The sequence below is a fragment of the Prolixibacteraceae bacterium genome (assembly GCA_019856515.1).
GTDB lineage: Bacteria > Bacteroidota > Bacteroidia > Bacteroidales > Prolixibacteraceae > Halosquirtibacter > Halosquirtibacter xylanolyticus.
In genome coordinates, this window is the sequence record CP082230.1 from 4,096,964 (window position 1) to 4,118,134 (window position 21,171).

The 21,171-nt window shown below is 37.2% G+C and carries 10 protein-coding genes; 5 read left to right on the top strand and 5 right to left on the bottom strand.

The features are described 5' to 3' along the window. Positions 1 to 16 precede the first annotated feature (16 nt). Positions 17 to 1,777, top strand: a complete 1,761-nt coding sequence (locus tag K5X82_15070) for a RagB/SusD family nutrient uptake outer membrane protein (GenBank protein ID QZT36555.1) — start codon at positions 17 to 19, stop codon at positions 1,775 to 1,777. Positions 1,778 to 1,916: 139 nt separating this feature from the next. On the opposite strand, the gene K5X82_15075 is transcribed toward K5X82_15070, so the two are convergent. Further along, positions 1,917 to 3,488 (bottom strand): alpha-L-fucosidase, encoded by a 1,572-nt coding sequence (locus tag K5X82_15075; GenBank protein QZT36556.1) that lies wholly within the window; start codon positions 3,486 to 3,488, stop codon positions 1,917 to 1,919. Between the two features lie 504 nt (positions 3,489 to 3,992). Between K5X82_15075 and K5X82_15080 the strand changes: the two genes are divergently transcribed. Further along, entirely contained in the window at positions 3,993 to 4,859 is an 867-nt protein-coding gene (locus tag K5X82_15080) for a glycine betaine ABC transporter substrate-binding protein (protein QZT36557.1), read from the top strand. Positions 4,860 to 5,180: 321 nt separating this feature from the next. Here K5X82_15080 and K5X82_15085 read toward each other — a convergent pair whose 3' ends face one another. Together K5X82_15085 and K5X82_15090 are read right to left on the bottom strand one after the other, a co-directional pair. After that, positions 5,181 to 6,956 carry a RagB/SusD family nutrient uptake outer membrane protein gene (locus tag K5X82_15085; GenBank protein QZT36558.1) on the bottom strand — a complete coding sequence of 592 codons (1,776 nt, stop codon included), beginning with the start codon at positions 6,954 to 6,956 and terminating at the stop codon, positions 5,181 to 5,183. An 11-nt stretch (positions 6,957 to 6,967) separates the two neighbouring features. Further along, positions 6,968 to 10,108: a TonB-dependent receptor gene (locus K5X82_15090; protein QZT36559.1), complete on the bottom strand. Its 3,141-nt coding sequence runs from the start codon at positions 10,106 to 10,108 to the stop codon at positions 6,968 to 6,970. Between the two features lie 1,628 nt (positions 10,109 to 11,736). On the opposite strand from K5X82_15090, the gene K5X82_15095 reads away from it, so the two are divergent. Both K5X82_15095 and K5X82_15100 read left to right on the top strand, forming a co-directional pair. Further along, entirely contained in the window at positions 11,737 to 12,588 is an 852-nt protein-coding gene (locus K5X82_15095; GenBank protein ID QZT36560.1) for a hypothetical protein, read from the top strand. A gap of 611 nt (positions 12,589 to 13,199) precedes the next feature. Then, positions 13,200 to 14,051, top strand: coding sequence for a hypothetical protein (locus K5X82_15100; protein QZT36561.1), 852 nt, complete (start codon positions 13,200 to 13,202; stop codon positions 14,049 to 14,051). 273 nt (positions 14,052 to 14,324) lie between these two features. Here K5X82_15100 and K5X82_15105 read toward each other — a convergent pair whose 3' ends face one another. Further along, positions 14,325 to 16,709, bottom strand: coding sequence for a TonB-dependent receptor (locus K5X82_15105; GenBank protein QZT36562.1), 2,385 nt, complete (start codon positions 16,707 to 16,709; stop codon positions 14,325 to 14,327). 516 nt (positions 16,710 to 17,225) lie between these two features. On the opposite strand from K5X82_15105, the gene K5X82_15110 reads away from it, so the two are divergent. After that, positions 17,226 to 17,873 (top strand): DUF6266 family protein, encoded by a 648-nt coding sequence (locus tag K5X82_15110; GenBank protein ID QZT36563.1) that lies wholly within the window; start codon positions 17,226 to 17,228, stop codon positions 17,871 to 17,873. Positions 17,874 to 18,746: 873 nt separating this feature from the next. Here K5X82_15110 and K5X82_15115 read toward each other — a convergent pair. After that, positions 18,747 to 20,678 carry a heparinase II/III-family protein gene (locus tag K5X82_15115; protein ID QZT36564.1) on the bottom strand — a complete coding sequence of 644 codons (1,932 nt, stop codon included), beginning with the start codon at positions 20,676 to 20,678 and terminating at the stop codon, positions 18,747 to 18,749. Positions 20,679 to 21,171 lie beyond the last annotated feature (493 nt).

The window sequence follows — 21,171 nt, forward strand, 5'->3', positions numbered from 1 at the left end:
TTAGGAGGACATGAACATGAGACATATAAAATATTTAGGAGTATTAATGATCAGCATCATCGCTTTGGTCGGATGTAATGATGATTTTCTTGAGACAAAACCCAAAGATGCTTTGACTCTTGAAACAAAGTGGACCAATACATTCTTAGACCTTTACTGTAATGGTTTCTATACGGAGATTGTAGGACACGATGGTGGATGGGGCCAAAAAGGTTATCTATATGAAGATGATAAAACAGATAATCAAGCACCTTTTAGGTTTAATAAGATCTCCGCTGGACAGCAGATCGTCCCAGATTCCAAAGGTGGATGGGGTGAAGTGAAAAACTGGGCGCAGCTTAGAAAGGCAAACTTCCTATTGGCAGGTCTTCCTAATAGTGTGGTGACAGATGTAGAAAAGAAACATTATGAAGGAATTGCTAAATTCTGGAGAGCATGGTTCTATTTCAAAAAAGTAAAGCAATTTGGAGATGTAACTTGGTCTTCAAAATTGATTGAACCAAACGATAAAGAGATTCTTTTTGGTGCGCGTACCCCTCGAAAAGATGTGATGGACTCTGTGTTGACTGACATTACTTTCGCTTGTGAGAATATGAAGTGGGGGGATATCAAGAAAAACGACTATGTCAACAAAGGAACTGCATTGGCTTTGAAAGCACGAATCTGCCTACATGAAGGAACCTTTAGAAAGTACCATGGATTGGGTGATGAAGAGATATTTCTACAGAATGCGCGTGATGCAGCCAAAGAGTTAATAGACTCGAAGAAATTTTCTCTTTATAGAGGAAGTGGTGTAGAAAGCTCATACCATGATCTATTCAAATTCGTTGAAATGAGTGGTATTAATGAACTTATCCTTGTACGTCGATATATCACTGGTATCTATGGACATGCTCGTTTACGTTACCGTAATGGTAAAGATGGGCTAACAAAAGACTTTGTCAATGACTATTTGAATCTTGATGGTACATTCTATGATGGCAGTAATGATGAGAACCTTGAAGCAGAGCTAAGCAATCGTGATCCTCGTCTACGTCAAACCATATGGTTCTCACCTAAAGGAGGTGTATTTGCACCAATTGCATCTGAAGTGCCAATCTCGACTATTCCAGTACCTTCACTTCTTGGTTCTAAGTTTGTAAATCCAAAGGGAAAAGAACAGAATGTGGGAGCTTTATTTTCTACCACGACAGGTTATCATTTCTCTTTATCTTACGAATTTAACGAAACAAACTATGGTGATATGGGAGGTATGGATGCACCTATTATTCGTTATGCTGAAGTACTGTTAGACTATGCTGAAGCAACTGCGGAACTTGGCGAATGTACACAAGAGGTGTTAGATGTTACCGTAAATGATCTTCGTGCTCGTGTCGGTATGGATGCAAAGTTAACCGTTGCCCCTATTGCTGAACCTGCTGCAACATCAGATAGATCCCTTCTCGACTATTCATTATCTCCACTTTTGGAAGAGATACGTCGTGAGCGTCGTGTGGAACTAGCTGCCCAAGGGTTTAGATATGATGACTTAATGCGTTGGAAAGCTGGTAAATTCTTAGAGAAGCCATTAAGAGGTATGAAAGTCACAGGAATGAATGCAAAATATGTTACAAGTAAAACGAAAATAGATGAGAATGGTTATATCGACATGTATAAAGGAGATGTTGGATATTCTAGAACTTTCGACGAATCGAAGCATTATCTAAAGCCGATTCCTCGTCAATCGCTTGTTGAGAACCCTAATTTGAAACAGAATCCCGGTTGGGATAAAGAGTAACTTCGAACAGGTCGGGTCCCTTCGGGGACCCATTAGGGAATGATTATTCCAATTATCTATAAAGATAATTGGTATTAATATCATGATTCAAAAAGGACAATATGATTTCCTTATGAATCATGATATTTTGCTTTAACGGTTATCGTTTTAACCCTTCAATTTTAAATACATATGGAGCCGAAAGCTTCTCCATCTCCTTACTGAAAGTGTCAAGCTTCACATAAGCTTGCTTTTCCTTATTAAATTCAACGCTTACCCTCTTGTCAGAACCCAACAGGCTAATTGTACTGTGTCGCTTTAGATCTTTCGAATGGAGCGAGGCAATAGCAAAGTCCGATGGACGATTCATTGCAAAAACATAGAGTGAACCACCATCCTTCGATCGAGTAAATCTAAAATCATTGCTTTGTAGCTTGATATAGTAGGTGTGCCCACTGTTAGCATATACTTCGACACCTTTAGGAAGATGCTGCCCTTTCTTTATCTTCAACGTAAACCTACTGTTTGGACCTTGATAGTACACTTTCCAAGGTCGTGAACCATAGATAGCTTCCCCGTTGATATTTAACCATTGACCAACCTCACGAAGAGACGATGCTTGATCTTCGAGTATATATCCAAGAGGATGAGGTGTAATATTTAGTAGCAACGTACCATTTTTACTTACCACATCCACAAGCAATGTTTTAATCCAATCAGCTCCTTTAAAGACCATCTGCTCTTTACACATCCATGGACCTGGAGAGTCATCTGTCTGCCAAGGACGCGACTCGATCTGTTTTGCGCCACCTCTCTCAAAATCACGTAGACTGACTTCGATAGGCCATTGGTTGGCTTTCATTGAAATAATACCCTTCATCCCAGCTCTCTCTAATGTCTCATAATAGAATTTCGCCAACTGATATCGTGTCTCCCAGCTAATCCACCTCTGGCCCCAGTCAAACCACAACTGATCCGGCTTATACTTCACGATATACTCTTTTAGTAGGGCGAGCCAATATGCTTCTGCATCCCGTTGATCCTTAAAGTTTCCATAAAGTTTGGCATACTTCGGATCGTAAATATCCGTATTGGGTTCTATATTCTTACTCCTACCATAGTAGAGCCCCGAAAAAGTATAACCATGATGAAAAGAGGAGACCACCTTCAACCCCTTACCTCTATAGGCCTCTATCAGCTCTCCACAGATATCTCTTTTGGGACCATAGTCGGCTGCATTCCATGGAGCCACATCACTATCCCACATTGCAAAACCATCATGATGCATCGCTACAGGACCTGCAAACTTAGCTCCAGAAGCTGCTACAATCTCTGCCCACTCGTTTGCATTAAATCTCGGTGCCGAAAACATCTGAAAGAAATCCTTGTATCCAAACGACTGCAAAGGACCATACTTATTGATTTGATTGATATTATAGGGATGCCCTTTGGTGTAGATCCATCGTGAGTACCAGCTATTTCCACTTCCAGTGTAATGGGTAGTATAGATCGGTACACAATATGGCCCCCAATGGGCATAAATGCCAAATTTAGCATCATTAAACCATGCTGGCACATCTCTTTTCAATGCTTTCCACTTTGTCGCACTTACTTGCGAAGTATCGACATGCGTTCTTCCTTTAGAATAGTGAGGGAACTCCTCTTGTGCATAACTGTTTATCGAAATAAAGCAGACCATGCAGATAATCCATAGTAGATCTCTTTTACTCATACGTTTGTTAAGTTTATTTAGTTAAAGTCATCATGCTTGATATAACCTCAAAATCATTTCGAAATAATAGATAAGTTATTGCGAATATATTTTGTTTAGATAACCAGAGAGCATTACTCACCTAATAGTGAAAATATAACCACGGTATAACCAAAATAGAACGAAAGCTATCGATCATATACTTATAACTACTCTTCTCTTATTTGTTGTATTATAAGCTCTATACATCATGACTAGTCTAAGATAGCTCAACCAATTATTATAGAATGTCATTTATTGCACAATGGTTCATAATCATCGTACATATTCGTCCCATTATATTCTGTGGTTTAGATGAATATTGAAAATTGGACAAATTTAAAAGTCCTTACGATAATAAATTATCATATTATATGAGCTAATTCAGTAAAAATCCAATCAAGTTAAATGTATATATTTGTTCGATTTTATAAATTTCCCCTTATACCCATAGTTGACAATAATAATCTAATTAAAATTTTTCCCATGAACCTTAATTCTTTGGTGTCTGTTCTTATCTGTTGTTGTGCTTGTTTTGCATGTTCAACATCAAAAAAGAAAACAGTAAATACGAATGATAAGAGCCGCCCAGATGTTGTGATTGCATACGATCATTGGCGGCAGAATAAAGCCATTACACAATTTGCAAAGCGTATCCTTGTCTCAAAAGGATATAACGTGAAGATCCAACCTACCCATAACCCAATGGAAGCCCTACGAAATAAAAAAGTAGATATTGTGCTTTCTGATTGGGTTCCACAAAACATCTATCCAGAGCCAGGTCCTGATTATGCCGTATTAGGAAACCTCTATAATGAAGCTTTGATGGGAGTGATCGTTCCTCATTATACTAAGATTAACTCTTTGGCTGAGTTAGAAAACAAAGAAAATAAAGATTCTCATACGATCTATACTCCTACATTCGGTTTCGAATCGGAGTGTGCTCTTAATGAAATCAAAAAGCGCTATAACTTCAACCTATGTGTCGAAAGAATGGACCAATTACAAATGGTCACTTTGGTTAAAGATAGACTGCAAAAAAAGCAAGATGTTTTTATCGTAGGCTGTTATCCTCATCCCATGATCAACAAAAAACTATTTAAAATAGTTGAAGATCCATACCATGCTTTTGCAACCAAATACCAACTGGTAAAAGTATGTTCTCGTTCATGGGCCAAAAAACATCCTAAACTAGAGAAATTCTTTAAAAACTTTCAATTCGAGACTTCTCATTTTGAGAAACTAATAGAGTTGACCGATAAAAACAAATGGGATACCAAGGTATCCATAGATGAATGGTATCAACTATATAAACCTGAATACTCCCTATTAGTAGAAGAGAAGGAGTCTTAAGTACTTATATTTAGATGAATAATATAAACTAAATAGGTCAGTACATAAAATAAATTGTTGATATTTAAAACAGAACGAATCGATTATAATGGATAGGTTTGCTCTGTTTTAAATATCGACAATTTCAATAGAATACATACGAACTTCTCGTTTGTTATATCTGAAGTTCTTTTTGTCAATAGATTATGACAGTGTAGATGAACATGTGCCATTAAAAAAGTCTTTACCAAGTTCTTTCAATACAATAATAGAACTTAATAAAGACTTGTCTGTAATGAGATAAACGTAATTATTTTAATTCATCATAGTTAACTCAATTCATTACGATTCCCATCCAGGATTCTGCTTCAAGTTATTATTTAGATTCAATTGATCTAATGGCAACGGAAGTAGATAGTCTCTATTCTCATCAAAACCATAACCATTAGGCAGTATCTTTTTGAAAGGATCAATAAATCCTTCATCTGTCAAGAAAAGATTTTGATTTAATTTAACCATGTCTTTTCCTTTTTTGTCTAAATACTTTCCTTCGTATACTGACCCGGTATATTTAAACCCAAGTGGACGTTTATTGATAAAAGAAGAGGCACCTCTCCATCTCATCAAATCATCTTTACGATATCCTGATAATGACAGTTCAATACGTCGTTCTCTTCTTATTTCATTAATCACATCTGATACTTTTGGGAATTGCCAATTAATATCTTCTGTGATATTTGCAATATCTAGATGAACCATTCCTACACGATCACGTAGAACATTAATTGTTTGATCCACATCTGCTTGTGTTAATGTTCCTAATTCAGCTTTGGCTTCAGCATCATTTAACAACACCTCTGCATATCTCATAATAATCGCACCAGTAGTACAAATATGATTTGCTGATCTCTGATCATAATCAGGATTAAAACCTTTGTAAGTATTAAATCCAGTAATACTACGATCTTCTGTACTTGCCACCACTAGAGGGATATCAAAATACTCATCTTTACCAGAAGGATGATTTGTTGTCAATGTCGTATTCTCTACCCAAACCGATTGTTTCAGTCTAGGATCACGATCAGCTACAATCTCAGTCAATGAATTATAACCCTGAAAAACATTACTTGCTGAAATCGGATTTCCTTCAATATCCAAAAAAGAATCAATAAATGATTTGGTTAACCCTTCGCTGTTTCCTCTCGCAAGGTTTCTATTTAGGTTATGACCTAAGCCTAAGCTTATATCATACTTCCTCCACAATAAAACCTCTTTACTATTCGTGTAGTCGCTCTTATTAAACAGAGACCAGTAAGCATTCGTAGGGTCTCCAGTCTCAATAGCGCATGTCCCTAGCATCTTCATTTGCTTCAATACGTCTGGAACAAGCTCTAGAAATTCTCTACCATCTTTTCCATCAACACCGAATGCTGTTCCTTGATGATACTTCTCCCAAGTACCTTCATATAGACAAACTCTAGACTTAAAAAGCAATGCTACTTCTTTAGAAATCCTCATCTTATCATCCCCTTTTTGAGATGCGCGAGACTTAAGCAGTTCAATGGCAATATCTAAGTCTTTAACAATATTGTTTGCAATGATATTTCTAGAAACACGTGGATTATAAAGCTCTTGAGAATTTTCTGTCATCACCTTATCAACCCAAGGAAGATCACCATATTTTTTTAATAAATTATAGTAAAAATATGCTCTGAAAAAATAGATCTCCCCTTTGTATGTGTTAATTGAAGCTTTATTTCCTGTCGTAACTTTATCACAATGAGCAATAAAATAATTTACAGAACGTATAGTACTCCAATTCCACTTACTGCCATCACTCGACGGAGTAACCAATACACCACTAAAACGATCATCTGCTTTACCTGAGATTAGATTATCTGTGCCTTTATCTCGACTAAACATATAACCAGAGGAGTAGTTTGTGCCATGTGACGGTAACTTCTGATAAAACTTATTGGCATATAACCTAAGGTCATTTTCAGAAGTCCAATAATCAGCAGAACTAATCTTGTCTAATGGATATCTCTCTAGAAAGTCTTTCTCACATGAAATCATTAAGAAAGAAAGTATAAATATATAAGCTAAATTTTTTCTCATCATCATAATTATTAAAAAGAAACACTGATACCTGTTGAAAGAACCATCTGTAGTGGATATATTTTACCATTACCCGTACCTGCTTTGTTTGAATTTCGATTTTTCTTTCCCGAAGTTGCTTCTGGATCAAACATATCTGCAAGGTTAGAGTGTGTCCATAGGTTCTCTCCTGAGACAAATAGTCTAATTTTAGTGATCGACCACTTTTGTAGTAAGGAACTAGGTAATGAATACCCTAATTGTAGGTTCTTAAGTCGTATATATGCACCATTTTGTAGATACCTTGATGACTTCTGCTGATTCTTTCCAGACTGTCTATCCATATATGGACGAGCATAATAAGCATTGGTGTTTTCAGGTGTCCAATAATCTTTATGGTCGTTAAAAGCGGAAGAGACATGTTTATTACCTACAATTCCAAAGAAATAACTCTGATCTAACCACAGATCTCGTTTTCCTACCCCTTGAATAAACATAGAAAAATCGAATCCTTTCCATGAAGCACCAAGACTAATTCCATACTGCATCTTAGGTGTCGTATTTCCAATAACCTCTAAATCACCATGATCTTGAATGGTTTGCTTCCCTTTATTTATTTCATTGTCTCCATTAAGATCTTCATATCTTACGTCACCTTCCTGCCATGGCTTTTTATTTATGAACTTCTGACTTGGAGCTCCCTTTACCTCTTCTTCTGATTGAAACAATCCATTGGAACGGTATCCCCATATTTCTCCAATTTCCTTACCCACATAATAATTATTGATCAACTGGCGATCATTCTTATAGCTCGTAATTTCCTTTGAGTAGTTATTCAGTGTTCCTGTGATGAAATAATTAAAATCACCAATTTTATCTTTCCATGATAATGAGAAGTCTATTCCTCGGGTTCTCATCTCCGCATTATTCTCTTTGGGTGCACCAGTTCCCAATACTGCTGGGACTGTATTTGAAGGCCCTAACATATCACTTGTTATTCCTTCATAGAAATCAAATGTACCTGTCAGCCTGTTGTTTAAGAGGGCAATATCAAGACCAATTGTTTTTGTGGTTACCACCTCCCATGTCAAACTTGAACTCTTGATATTCGGATTTTCCATATAAGGATCACGAACACTTCCCAGTATCCAACTTGATTGAGCCTTATATTTCATGTTCTCCAAATACAAGTAATTAGCAACATTCTGATTTCCTAAAGAACCATAAGAGAACCTCACTTTTAATTGAGATATATGATCAGTCAATGATTTGAAATACCCCTCTTTCGCAATATCATAACCCAAAGATACTGATGGGAAGAACCCCCAACGACTACCTTCAGCAAAACGCGAAGTTCCATCAGCACGAGCATTCATCTCAATCAAGTATTTGCCTTTATAGTTGTAATTAAAACGTCCAAATAGACTCTGTGTAGATGAATGTTCTCGATTATCAGAAGCCGTTAGATCTCCGACTGCTGTTTTTACAGAAACAACACCTTGAGTGATTAAGTCTTTTCGTGTTATTGTCTTTCCTTCTGACTCTTTTAGCTCTTGCTGTACACCAGCCAAAATATTGAAATGATGATCCTTCGCAAGATCTAATTTATATGTGGTAAAAACTTGAGGTGATAGTAAGTTTGCAGATGATGCCCCCGTTGTTAATGAGTTCTGTCTATTTAAAGGAACTGTTGAACCATCAACCAAATAACCATTATAGAATAATGAGCTCTTATTGCTTTCGTTAAATCCAATCTTTTTATTTATCCTAACCGTAGTAACCCAGTTCTTTATAGGCTCAAAATTAATCTCCCCTGTTAATCCAAACAGATTCTTCTCTTGAATATTACGCCCTCCATCTCTGATTCCTGTCACTTTTGATAGATCGGTGAAATTTCCATTCGGATCTATAATAGGGTACGTAGGCCATAATCTTGATACATCATGAAAATATTGCTCAATTCCTGTCGATGGTTTGTCATTTGTCGATGACCTATACAAGATCGACCCTTTAACGGTAATCCATGATGCAATTTTAGTCTCTAATTTTGCATTAATCGTCTTTCGTGTGTATTTATCATCTCCATACTTTAATATTCCATCTTGTGTGAAATATCCTCCACTCAAATAAAATTTAGTATTACCATTTCCGCCACTAATACTAATGTTGTGTGTCTGACTTGGAACCCAAGATTTAAAATGCTCGTCATACCAATCCGTATTGGCATTCGCAGTTCCCCAATCATAACGTGTTGGATCTGTCGTTTTAGGTACTGCAACGGGAATGCTATTGGGATCACCCATGTAAGTTCTGATGCGATCAATCATCTCATCATTAAATACTGGAGATTGTCCTGAATTGTGTGCTGCATCATTATAATACTCAACAAAATCCAGTGAATTCATCTTATTGGGAAGGTTTGTGGCAGTAGAAAAAGAGAAATTGTTAGAGTAGTTAACATGAATACCCTCTTTTCCATTTTTGGTCGTTACCAATATCACTCCATATGCTGCCCGTGCACCATAGATCGCTGAAGCAGCAGCATCTTTTAATACAGAAATTTGTGCAATATCATTAGGGTTGATATCATCTAAACTCATCTCAATACCATCTACTAGTACATAAGGAGCATTCTTTCCATTTACTGACCCTAATCCTCTAATGTTGATTGACTTGCTTGCCCCAGGCGTGCCACCAGATTTATTGGTCGTAATAGATAATCCAGCAACTTTCCCTTGTAGAGCTTGTGTGACATTTGAAACGGGTCTACTTGAGAAGGCTTCTTCTCCAACTGAGGCTACTGACCCCGTTAAGTTGGCTTTTTTCTGCGTTCCAAAACCTACAGCTACAACTTCGTCAAGTCCAATTGCACTTGGAAATAACTGCACATTAATTAACTTATTGGTTCCCAAGATTACCGTTTTTGTCTTCATACCAACAAAAGAAAAATGTAATTTATCAACACTCTCTTCTATCTTCAGTTGAAAGAACCCATCCATATCAGTAATTGTTCCATGTTTGGCTCCTTCGGTAGTTATGGTAACTCCAGGTAGAGGACCTTTGTTTTCATCAATGACTTGACCTCTGATTAATTTTGTCTTTACAGTTTGTGTCACTTCAATATGCGATTCTATAGCATCGTTAGATGAAATTGCATTCGAGTTATATGACATAAATAAGGCAGTAACTATAGCCAGAGATTTAAGCGTGATCCGAGGTGTGCTCAAGCTGGAGCTTAACCTTCTTTTCAACTTGTGATTAAATAATAATTTCATAGATTGTAAATGTGTATCATTGGATTCATAAAATAATGACCAATTGTTTGATGTTAATTCAACTAGTTTTAAATATGTTCTCTAGTTGTTGATTCGGTTTATTGATAACTTTATGTATTGAGAAAGTAGTTATAGATAATATGAAAAGAACACTAACATTATATGCTGATGAAAGTGTTGATAATTGTAGTTAGATCTTAAAATATTAATAAATACCATTATATCTTTTACTATGTCTAGTAAAAGTATCACTACATAATATGTGATTTGTTTTCTTCTATACGTATAGTGTTAAAAAATGTCCTTTTTGTGTTAGTTGTATGATTTTATACATTTGATTAATGGATCTTGGAAGTAGATGCTGTATTAATACATTGTTTTATAGAGTTTTATTGTAGTAGGTTGTAATTGATGAATATATGATGTGTTTAAATTATACAGTCTGTTTTATGCTTTTTTATCCCCTGATGTATAATTTTAATTTCGATTATCTTTATTTGGGAGTAAATACAGTCATAAAATAATCTAAGCCAGGATAAACATATGCCACACTCATTATTGTTTATGTCTTGTTATTAACCTTTTTTGCTAACGCATAGGAGATGTTTCAATGACACCTGTTTGATGATTCCAATGATATGTACTTCGACATTTTATACTGCCGCTTGTAGTTATGTTATTCAATGACCTCATACCTCACCAATTTACTGCTCACGCGATGATGAGATATCTTAGAACTACAATTAGGTTATGAAATGAGTTGTAGGTTATGGTTAATATGTTTTGTTCGAACTAGACACTAAAACTAAAGTATATCTTTCCTAATGGGGATATTTTTTAATGAAATTGAATTGTATTCATCCCAAGTATATAATATTTTACAAACTATGATAGTTACTTTGCGTTTTTTAGATGTAAACGGACCAAGTTAATTGTCAAATAGCATCTATAAAACAGAGTGTGATTTCATGAATTATTATTAACAGATTTATTTGCTCCTTTTTTGATAAAGTTCATACCTTTAAAGAAGGTGCATTACTTCTCATTGACGATGTCACATCTTTGTTCTGGATGATATTCCTGATGATAAAATATTATTAGGGTAAAATAGTGTCATCCGGTTCTATATTATTAGTTTCGTCTGCATATGTGTTTATGCAGGATTGGAGTAGTAATTAAAATCAGTTCGCCTCCTGTGTATCGATGTCTTTCATGATGTGTTAAATTTAAATCACTCCATCTTATCTCTATGTATGGCAATCGACAGGATTCATTAATTGTTTTATATCTTGTTATTTGTAGAGCATTCATTAATTACAACATCAGTACCCAATTCGTAGCGGAGCATGAGCGAATCTAACCTTATTATGGAATATGATGACTTGTTTTAGATAGTTAATTAAGTAATATATTTTATGATCATATTATTATTGTTACTTTTATGGGCTTGGTTGATAAGACCTCTTAGGAATTAACATGGTGCTTGATGGGGACATTTGTTGTTTAAATTAAATCATGAAATCACTATGTATTTTAGATTATCATTGCTATTTGTTTTCTGTCTCTTTGCTTGTGGGACTAAAAGCAATAAAGAGGTCAACACCCCAAAGAATAATAAACCAGATGTGGTTATTGGATCGGTACCATGGGCTGAGGATATTGCCATCACAAGATTGGCGAAGAAAATTATCGAATCTAAAGGTTATAAAGTGGAGGTGAAAAGTGTGACCAACCTCTCTGACGCACTTGAGGCTGGAGATATCGATATCTCCCTTACGGGCTGGTACCCACAAAATATGTATGTCACAACATCCTCTGACTTTATTGTTATTGGCGACACCTATCAAAATGCAGTCATGGGTGTCATTGTCCCCTCCTACTCTCCATTGAACTCTTTGGCCGATTTGGAAAACAATGAAGACTATGAAGACATCACAATCTATCGACCTCTTCATGGTCAAGAGTCCGAACATGGATTGAATGAACTCTCTAAAAGATACAACTTCAAATTCTGTAATGAGGAGAAACATGATAGCATCGCAGCGATATATATGAGAATTAAATATCAAGCAAAAGAGGAATTTTTTGTTGTCGGAGGACACCCTCATCCAATGTTTACTTCAAAGTATTTGAAGATGCTTGAAGATCCATACCATGCTTTTGAAGAGCATTACGATATCGTGAAGATCTGCTCTAAGGAGTGGAGTAAGGCAAATCCAGAACTTTATAAGTTCTTTCAACATTATCAACTAGATGATAAAGATTTCGATAAATTAGTTGAACTTACCGAATTGAATGTGTTTAATTTAGAGCTTGCCATTGAACAGTGGTTTCAGCTTATAAAACCACAATTCTTACCTCTATTAGAAGAGAAATAATTTAACGAATATAATTCCCCCTTTTCGATAGTTATAGATTAAAATCACATCTATCGAAAAGATCTGCTTACGATACAAGGGCGTAGAGCATAATATTAACGTACATATGTAACTTTGATATTGTGACCTCTACGCCCTATTTTGTCATGATCAACTTCTGTTTACATGTAATAATAGTATTGCATATATAATATTTAAAGATTAATTGTCTATCACAGACGATCTCTTTATAAAGAGATCTTTCGGTGGCGTAAATAAATCATAACTAAAATAAATCTTAATAAAATGTGGTGTTGGTAGATACAAAATAAACTCAAATAACATCTAATATTTGAACTGTATTATCAAGTTTTATTCTGCTTTTAGCGACGATTAAGTATTGATTATAAGTTGATTAATTATTGTATAGTATACTATTTCTTCAAAAATGATCGGAATTTTCTCTTGTTATTAAAAGTTCTTTATCGGGGAAAATTGTTGTTGTTATGTTAATTGATTTTATTGTAATACAATAATTGTTACATTTATGAACTTGCTATGTCAGGTCCCCTTTGACGTTAACATAGTGCTTGATAAGGACATATATTGTTTTATTAAATCACCAGATCATTATGAATTTTAGATTATCATTACTATTTGTATTGTGCCTATTTGGCTGTAGCACAAAGACAAGTAAGAAAGCGAATCCCTCAGAAAACAGTAAGCCTGATGTAGTCATTGGATCTGTGCCATGGGCTGAAGACATTGCGATTACCCGTTTCACAAAGAAAATTATTGAATCCAAAGGCTATACCGTGAAGATTAAGACGGTGGCAAATCTTTCTGAAGCACTTACCGAAGGTGAGATAGATATCTCTATTACAGGGTGGTTTCCTCAAAATGTTCATGTGACAACAAACTCTGAACAGGTCGTTATTGGTGACCTATATCAGAATGCACAGATGGGTGTTCTTGTTCCAAGTTACTCTACTCTAAACTCCTTGACCGATCTAGAGAATAACAGCAAGTATAAAGATATTACTATCTTTCGACCTCTATTCGGAACAGAGTCAGAACATGGACTGAATGAGGTGGCCAAAAGATATAGTTTCCACTTCTGTAATGAAGAGAAGATTGAGTCGGAGACAGCACTGCATATCAATGCCAAATATTCAGAGAAACAAGACTTCTTTATTGTTGGTGGTCATCCTCATCCGATGTTCAACAAGAAGTACATAAAGATGCTTGACGATCCTTACCATGCCTTTGAGGATAGTTATGATATCGTGAAAATATGTTCAAAAAAATGGAGTGAGAACCACCCAAACCTGTTCAAGTTCTTTCAGCAATACCAATTAGACGATAAAGATTTCGATAAATTAATTGTGATTAATGAATTGAATGGATTCAATATGGACCCTTCTCTTGAACAGTGGTTTGAGCTGCTTCAATCACAGTTCTCTCCGCTACTAGAAAAGAAATAAACTTATCTATAATTATTTTATTCAACTATAGGCGAAAGGTATGAAATGATACCCTTTAAACCCATTGAATCAGGTAGTAAACGGTAAGCAGTGGTAAGTATATTTTGTTTATACAGAGTGCCATAAGGAAAGGTCTCCTTCCTTATGGCATTGATCCAAGTGAGTTATAAACAATTTAGAACGTAAGAATATCGCTTATAACATCTATTTATTGGTGTTACATCGATCTTAAGGCTCTGTTCTCACTCCATTTCATTTTCATATTTTATGGCATCATAAAGTATACTCTAGCCCGAGTTGCATTGTCAACCCTTCTCCCTTAATAATATATGACCCATTAAAAGCTCCCCACTGCGAACGTGCAGGGAAATAGTCTGTATTTAATAGATTCTTCACCGAGGCCATTAATTTTAGATGAGAATTACATTGATAACTCCCCAGTAGATCAATCACAGTATAGGCATCTTTAACAGGATGATGACCAAATGCATAGAGTCCCTTGTCATTTGCAGCAAAGCGATCTCTTTGACCTACGTGTAGTACGTTCATATGTAATGATAATTTCTCAATAGGTTGATAATCGATATATGCAGTGCTCTTCGGAGCCGAAATAATGGTGTTTGGAATATAAGATATGCTCTTGGTTTGATCATCCGCATATAGACCTTCGGTAAACGAGTAACTACCCCCAACCATTAATTTCTTACATAGCTTTAAATCCGCAGTCACTTCATAACCAAATATTGTTTGAGGTTGTCGTTTGTTGACATACCCTTGACTTACCTTATCAAACACCAAACTGCTACCCATCTCTGATGTGCTTAAGAATCCAGAGGCAGACATCTTAAAGATTCCAAAGTGACTGCTAAATCCAAGCTCATAATTATCTGTTATCACAGGTTCTGTCGAGATATCATCGATAGAATTAATCGCTTTCGTTGCTGGAACATAACGAAGTACACGCCCTAGATCTGACACTGAGAACCCTTGAGAGTAACTAAAATATGGCCTAAAACTATCATGCGCTATATAGCGAAGCCCTGCATTAAATGTCACATTATCATAACGAAGTGTCCCTCCTTGAATCGTACTGTTCGCAGAGAAAACTCCATCGCCTTTGGCACTATAGGGTAAGGTCTTATAAGTAGGAACACGTACCGACATATTCTCATATCTTACACCTCCCTTTAACATCCACGCCTCTTTTATGCGCAATGAAGCTTGAAGATAGGGTGCCACACTTAACATATCCATCACAGGAGTCCAGTGTCTACCATCAACCAAATCTTGAGATGTTTTATCGTTTAAAAGATCAAGACCATAAAGCAAACGTAAAGTACTGGTGTCAAAAAGAGATAGGGTAGTTTCAATATGTGGACGTAATCCCATCTTCTCTGAATTAATCTCAGACTGTCCTCCGTTCTCAAAATTCTTTGAGTAGAAAAATATATTTTCTGCTTTCTGATAATACCCATCCACATTCAAGTGACTACCAGAAAAAATATCTTGATGACTATAACTCGCCGTAATATTGCTTATGACCACCCCTGGTGAAACTCCCGGTTGTTCGCCACTCTTACCTTGAGCCTTTTTAAGCTCATACTCTCCATCACTATTGATAAATGCACCTCCAGCCTCAGTGGTATAGTCCAAACCTTGTTTCGACTGATAACGATTGGCCATCACTTCTAGTGTAGATTTCGACGTGAAATCATAGCCTAGTTTACCAAAAATATTATAGTTCGTGTTATTAGATAGACCATAGATCTGTCCTATGATATCTCCATCAGCATCTTTGAACAGTCCTGTCTTCTCATACCCTCCATTAACGAGATATCTGAACTTACCTACCGTACCATAAAACATCTGCTGAACACTATAGCTTCGACTATCTTCAGGGGATACCAACGATTGTGACCCTCTAATAACTGTTTTTGAAGATATTTTCTTCTCTCCACCACTCTTCTGTGTAATATAATTTACAATTCCTCCCTCGGCGCCATTTCCATAGATGGCCGTAGCTCCTTTGATCACTTCAACCCTCGAAATGACATTGGGATCGATACTACGAATACCTAACTGCCCATTTCTTAGAGGGGTGGATTGAGGAACACCATCTACCATCACCAAAACATTCCGACCTCTCAAGGTCTGTCCCCAGTTACTTGATGTTTGTGATGATGGCGCCATTCCAGGTACACTGTTGGCCAACACCTCATTAAGGTTCGTGGTGACACCAAGCTGTTGTGACAACACTCGTTTTGATACTATCGAAATAGCTCCAGGCACTTCATTCAATGTCTCTTTGCTTCGGCCTGCAGTGATCACCACCTCGTCTAAGTTCTCGTCTCCAGACACTAAAGTTACTTGAAGAGGATTACTCCAACGACTTCTTAATAAACGTTGGTTCTCAAACCCCATCATCTTGAACTCTATATATCGGTCCGTATCCTTTATATTGATACTAAAATTTCCATTAGCATTTGTCGTGGTTCCCAAACCAGAAGGATAAGAGATGACCACAACAGATGGAATAGCTTGTCCTGCCTGGTCCACAACAGTACCTTTTATTATATCTGTTCTCTCTTGGGCAGTAATATGCGTAGATATTCCTATAAGAATCCAACCTATAAGAAGTGAGAAGAATTTAATGTTCATAATTTTTGTTTAAATAGATGATTAAGTCCTTAAATATAGACCCGTTAGTCCGAATATCTAGGGCTTATTTCTATTATACCTATTTATGGGGATAGATCATGTATCATCATAATAATCTGTCTGTTAGTATATTGTGGAGTTTACGTGTTAGAAGTCTGGTAATAAAATACCTAATTATGGTTAATGGACAACCTTTAAGTTTTATGCTCCTAGATCGACCACCCCTTCACCTACTCTTTCCCTATACCATCCCTATACTAAACTTACCCTAAAGTTACCTTTAACTTACCCTTCCCTTACCTCCACACGACAAGAAGGTAACGAAACCGTAACGAAAAGGTCTTGTAATCAAGAACAAAGAGGCGGTTTGGTACGTTCTATTTATAGTAATGCAAGCGTGGTGATCTTTATGAACTCCTTCAAAATACCATCGGTGATAGAACCGTACTAATGGGAGGTAATAGAGTTATTAACCATGTTGTAAACAGTTGATAACCACCTAAAATTCAGTTAAAAATGGCAACACAAAAAAACAATGCCCTACATGGGATGGTAGGGGATGTGGTATGCTATACCCTCCATGGACAGAAAGTTGCAAGAAGTAGACCACACAAATATCGTGATCGCAAATCCACCAAGCAGTTGGCACAGAGAGAACGGATGCGTTTGGCAAACCAATTTCTATCCTACTGGCCACAAATCGTGCGTCACGCCTTTGTTGTGGAGAGTAAAACAACAATAACCTCCTATAATAGAGCCAAATCACTAATTATGCGACATAATATTATTGGACAATACCCAAACTTATATCTTGACTATGCAAAAATCAGAATGAGCATCTCGGAAGAGAAAGTGATCACACAGCTTAAAGCGCACAGAGTAGGAGCGGAGCTTCATCTTCAAATTACCAATGCAACAAAACGACAGCCTACCCATCTAACCCTCTACCTTCTTCTATTGGTGGAGGGAGATCCTGTACAGCTAGGTCCATTCTCTTGGCCTAACAACAACTACCTCACCGTTCCTCTCCCAGACCATCTGTCCAAAACCGAAGAGATGCATTTATGGCTCGTGCCATACGATCCGCTCGAACAACACTATTACGAAAGTTATTATACCAATTGCATGGATCTGGTTGAAGCGCAAGGGATGGGACACCGATGAAACGGATTTTTTTATGGTTACGTAGAGGCGCGATGCTCGCGTCTAAATTATATAGCCACGGATTTAACGGATGGATCTAGTTGAAGGGCACGGTAAAAAGAACCACGAAGACACAAAGGGTTGATGCACAAGGGATGTCACACAGATATCCACAGATCTTATATCTGTTTAATTATGGTAATGAGACAACATTCCCTGAAAGGGAAACCGAACTTAGCCCAATGGTGAAAACCATATGTTGCGCAGTAGCGCATCATACAGGTTGGAGCCTTGGGTATTGATAGTAAAATAAACAACCAAGGGCTGAAGGCCTGGCCGCCCATAGGTTAAAGAAAAGTATCATAGCCACGGATTGTTACGGATCTTGTTGAAGCGCAAGGGATGGGACACAGATGAAACAGATCAGACCGATGAAACGGATTTTTTATGGTTACGTAGAGGCGTGATGCTCGCGTCTAAAATATATAGCCACGGATTCTCACGGATGGATCTAGTTGAAGGGCACGGTAAAACGCACCAGCGTATTCTATACGAAGGATCTTTTGTATGCTGCGACATTCCCTGAAAGGGAAATAGAACATAGCCCAGTGCGAAGTGCTGGGTATTGATGTGAAAATAAATAGGAGGGCTGAAAGTCCGACCGCTCTCTATCCATCCCATCGACGTTGGTTTGCGTAGTTTGTGCCAATTTATTGGCACGCCATGCACGTTCTTTGAGATGGTGGTGTGTTGGTTTGTGGAGTTTGATGTGGGAGATATATGGTGTTGGTGACCCTATATCCTGTGTTTGAGGTATGGTTGGGAGGATATTCTCAACAAACCCATTCGGATCGAATAGGTTGTTGAGAATAAGTGATTGGAGTGAAACTTCTTCTATTTAATAAAAGTCACTTCACATGTTCTTGTTGTGTTTTTGCTCTTACTTTTAAGTATCATTCGACGAACACCTGATGGCCATGTTTTCATGATCTTGCTATCTTTTAGGGCTATTTCTTCTACCTCAAAATCATACTGTTTGGCGTTGTATTTCATTTTTAGGGTGGTCTTCTCTAACTCTAGTTTTATCCACCCATCTTTGATTTTCTCAACCTTGGCCGCAGTCATATAATAGATCTGTTGCGGTGCGATATATCTATTCAACGTATAGTTGTCTTTTACGGTTAACTGTTTGCCATATCTGAAATCAAAACTACGATGCCACTGTTTTACGTCTGCCTCTTTTAGATATGCTTGGTTGATGTCTAGTGAGAAGACCGTCTTACTCTTCTTGCGACTAAGTTTTAAGTTCGTGGCTTTATATTCATATCCATCTTTCTGACTCACCCCATTAATTTTAGGTACGTTATGGAAGTCACTGGTAAAGTTCCATATTTCATAACGTTTAGAGCTAAACGTTTTACGGGTATATACGCCACTACCGACATCCATAATGAATGGTTGTCCGTTGTAGTATAGCATAAAATTACCTACATCATTGTGATTGTGGCTCTCTCTATTATATCCTCCTTTGGCTGCGAGATAGAACTCTCCATGTTTGGTGTCGTTGTCACGAGCATATAAAACCTCTGTCTCTGGGTAGTATTTGGTCTTCCAAGTGAATGGATTGATCGGTTTGTCGATCCATTTGTCCCCTTCAATAATGTTGGGCATCACCTTGGCTAAGTTGTCAAAAGAGAGGTGATCACCATAGCCATACTCCTGTGCCATCATACGACTAAAAGTCTCTAGGTTTTTGTCGTCGATATATTTAGACATACGATATAGTAGTCCTGGCTTAGGTTTTACAAATGGGGTGGCATCTGCAAAATTTACGGATCTTTCATTTCCGATGTATGAGTACATTGGGAATTGAATGATATTCTTCACTTTCGTGTTGTTGAACAGGTTCACCTTTCCATCGCTGGCTTTATACATCAAGTCTAAGAATGCACACATCTGACCTCCAGCATGTCCCCAGTAGGTAGCTCCCTCTTCACATCCTCCATCTTCATGATAGAAGTTTAGCCACTTATCGTAACTACTAAGTAGTTTTTTTACTCCTTCTGTGCGTTGTGTTTTATCCTCTTCACAGATTAACATACAGTTCAATACATTAAAATTGATCCAACTGTTCCAGTTATTGACAAACTCAGTATTAAATCCCATCCACCAGAAGTCATCACGGGCATAATAGACATCTAAGACACGCTCTTGTATCTCATCTTTGATTCGCTGATTGATAAGCGGATGAATAGAGTCAAATTGATCTTTTAGAAGGTAGTAGGTCAGTGCTAAGTTGGCAGCAATCTCTCCAGTACATAGGTCAATGATATGTTCGTTGTGATCAGGAAGACCTATTCCCTTTTTTTGAAGAGATAGGTGGGCCGAGTTAGACCATGCTGTCTGTTCGCAAAAAGCATATACACCATTAATAATCTGTGGCATAAATCGTCCTTTGCGCTCTATGCATTCGGCAATCACTAACTGTTCTAGTGCCTCTTTGCGTTTATGATACACTTCATTGATAGGACCACGATCACCCTCTAGCTTATAAGACATATATCCCCATGCGCTCGCAATAGGCCAAGAGTAATCTAACCACGCTTCGCCATCTTTAATAAAGCTCTGCTTCCATTTAGGAGGGACGTTATTCCAAAAGTCTTTGTCTTGATAGGTTGGATAATTAGGGAAAGTCAACGTCTCTAACTGGACTTTTTTTGACTCTTCTTGAATAAGATCCTTTTGTGCTTTCACTTGAAATGTGCATAACAAAAGGGTTACGAATAGAGGTAAATAGTACCTCCATTGTCTGTTTTTGTTGTTCATAATGGATGTTTTAAAGGTTGTCTGATGGTTTCTTCGATGAAGATTTATCACATCATACATTTAGTTGTTAGTATCTTAAACCAAATAATCGTTTAAGATATCTATTTTTTATGAATCCATGGTCTTAAAAGTGAAATGTAGATATAGATGCTCCTTCCTTTGGTGGGCTGCTCTTTGGCTGCATTCTAGGGGGAGTATATCTGCAAGGATGGCACACAGATGAAACAGATTAGACAGATGAAACGGATTTCGTTTATATGTTGCGACATTCCCTGAAAGGGAAACCTAACGTAGCCCAATGGTGAAAACCATATGTTGCGCAATAGCGCATCATACAGGTTGGAGCCTTGGGTATTGATAGTAAAATCAACAACCAAGGGCTGAAGGTCTGGCCCCCCATTGGTTAAACAAAAGTATCATTAGTCACGGATTTTAACGGATTTGGTTGACGCATGATGCCGAGAGGAACGATGTGTTCCCAGGGGTGAAGCGC

Coding starts and splice junctions, on each gene's coding strand:
- K5X82_15070 (QZT36555.1), top strand. CDS start 17: ATGAGACATATAAAATATTTAGGAGTATTAATGATCAGCATCATCGCT.
- K5X82_15075 (QZT36556.1), bottom strand. CDS start 3,488: ATGAGTAAAAGAGATCTACTATGGATTATCTGCATGGTCTGCTTTATT.
- K5X82_15080 (QZT36557.1), top strand. CDS start 3,993: ATGAACCTTAATTCTTTGGTGTCTGTTCTTATCTGTTGTTGTGCTTGT.
- K5X82_15085 (QZT36558.1), bottom strand. CDS start 6,956: ATGAGAAAAAATTTAGCTTATATATTTATACTTTCTTTCTTAATGATT.
- K5X82_15090 (QZT36559.1), bottom strand. CDS start 10,108: ATGTCATATAACTCGAATGCAATTTCATCTAACGATGCTATAGAATCG.
- K5X82_15095 (QZT36560.1), top strand. CDS start 11,737: ATGTATTTTAGATTATCATTGCTATTTGTTTTCTGTCTCTTTGCTTGT.
- K5X82_15100 (QZT36561.1), top strand. CDS start 13,200: ATGAATTTTAGATTATCATTACTATTTGTATTGTGCCTATTTGGCTGT.
- K5X82_15105 (QZT36562.1), bottom strand. CDS start 16,709: ATGAACATTAAATTCTTCTCACTTCTTATAGGTTGGATTCTTATAGGA.
- K5X82_15110 (QZT36563.1), top strand. CDS start 17,226: ATGGCAACACAAAAAAACAATGCCCTACATGGGATGGTAGGGGATGTG.
- K5X82_15115 (QZT36564.1), bottom strand. CDS start 20,678: ATGAACAACAAAAACAGACAATGGAGGTACTATTTACCTCTATTCGTA.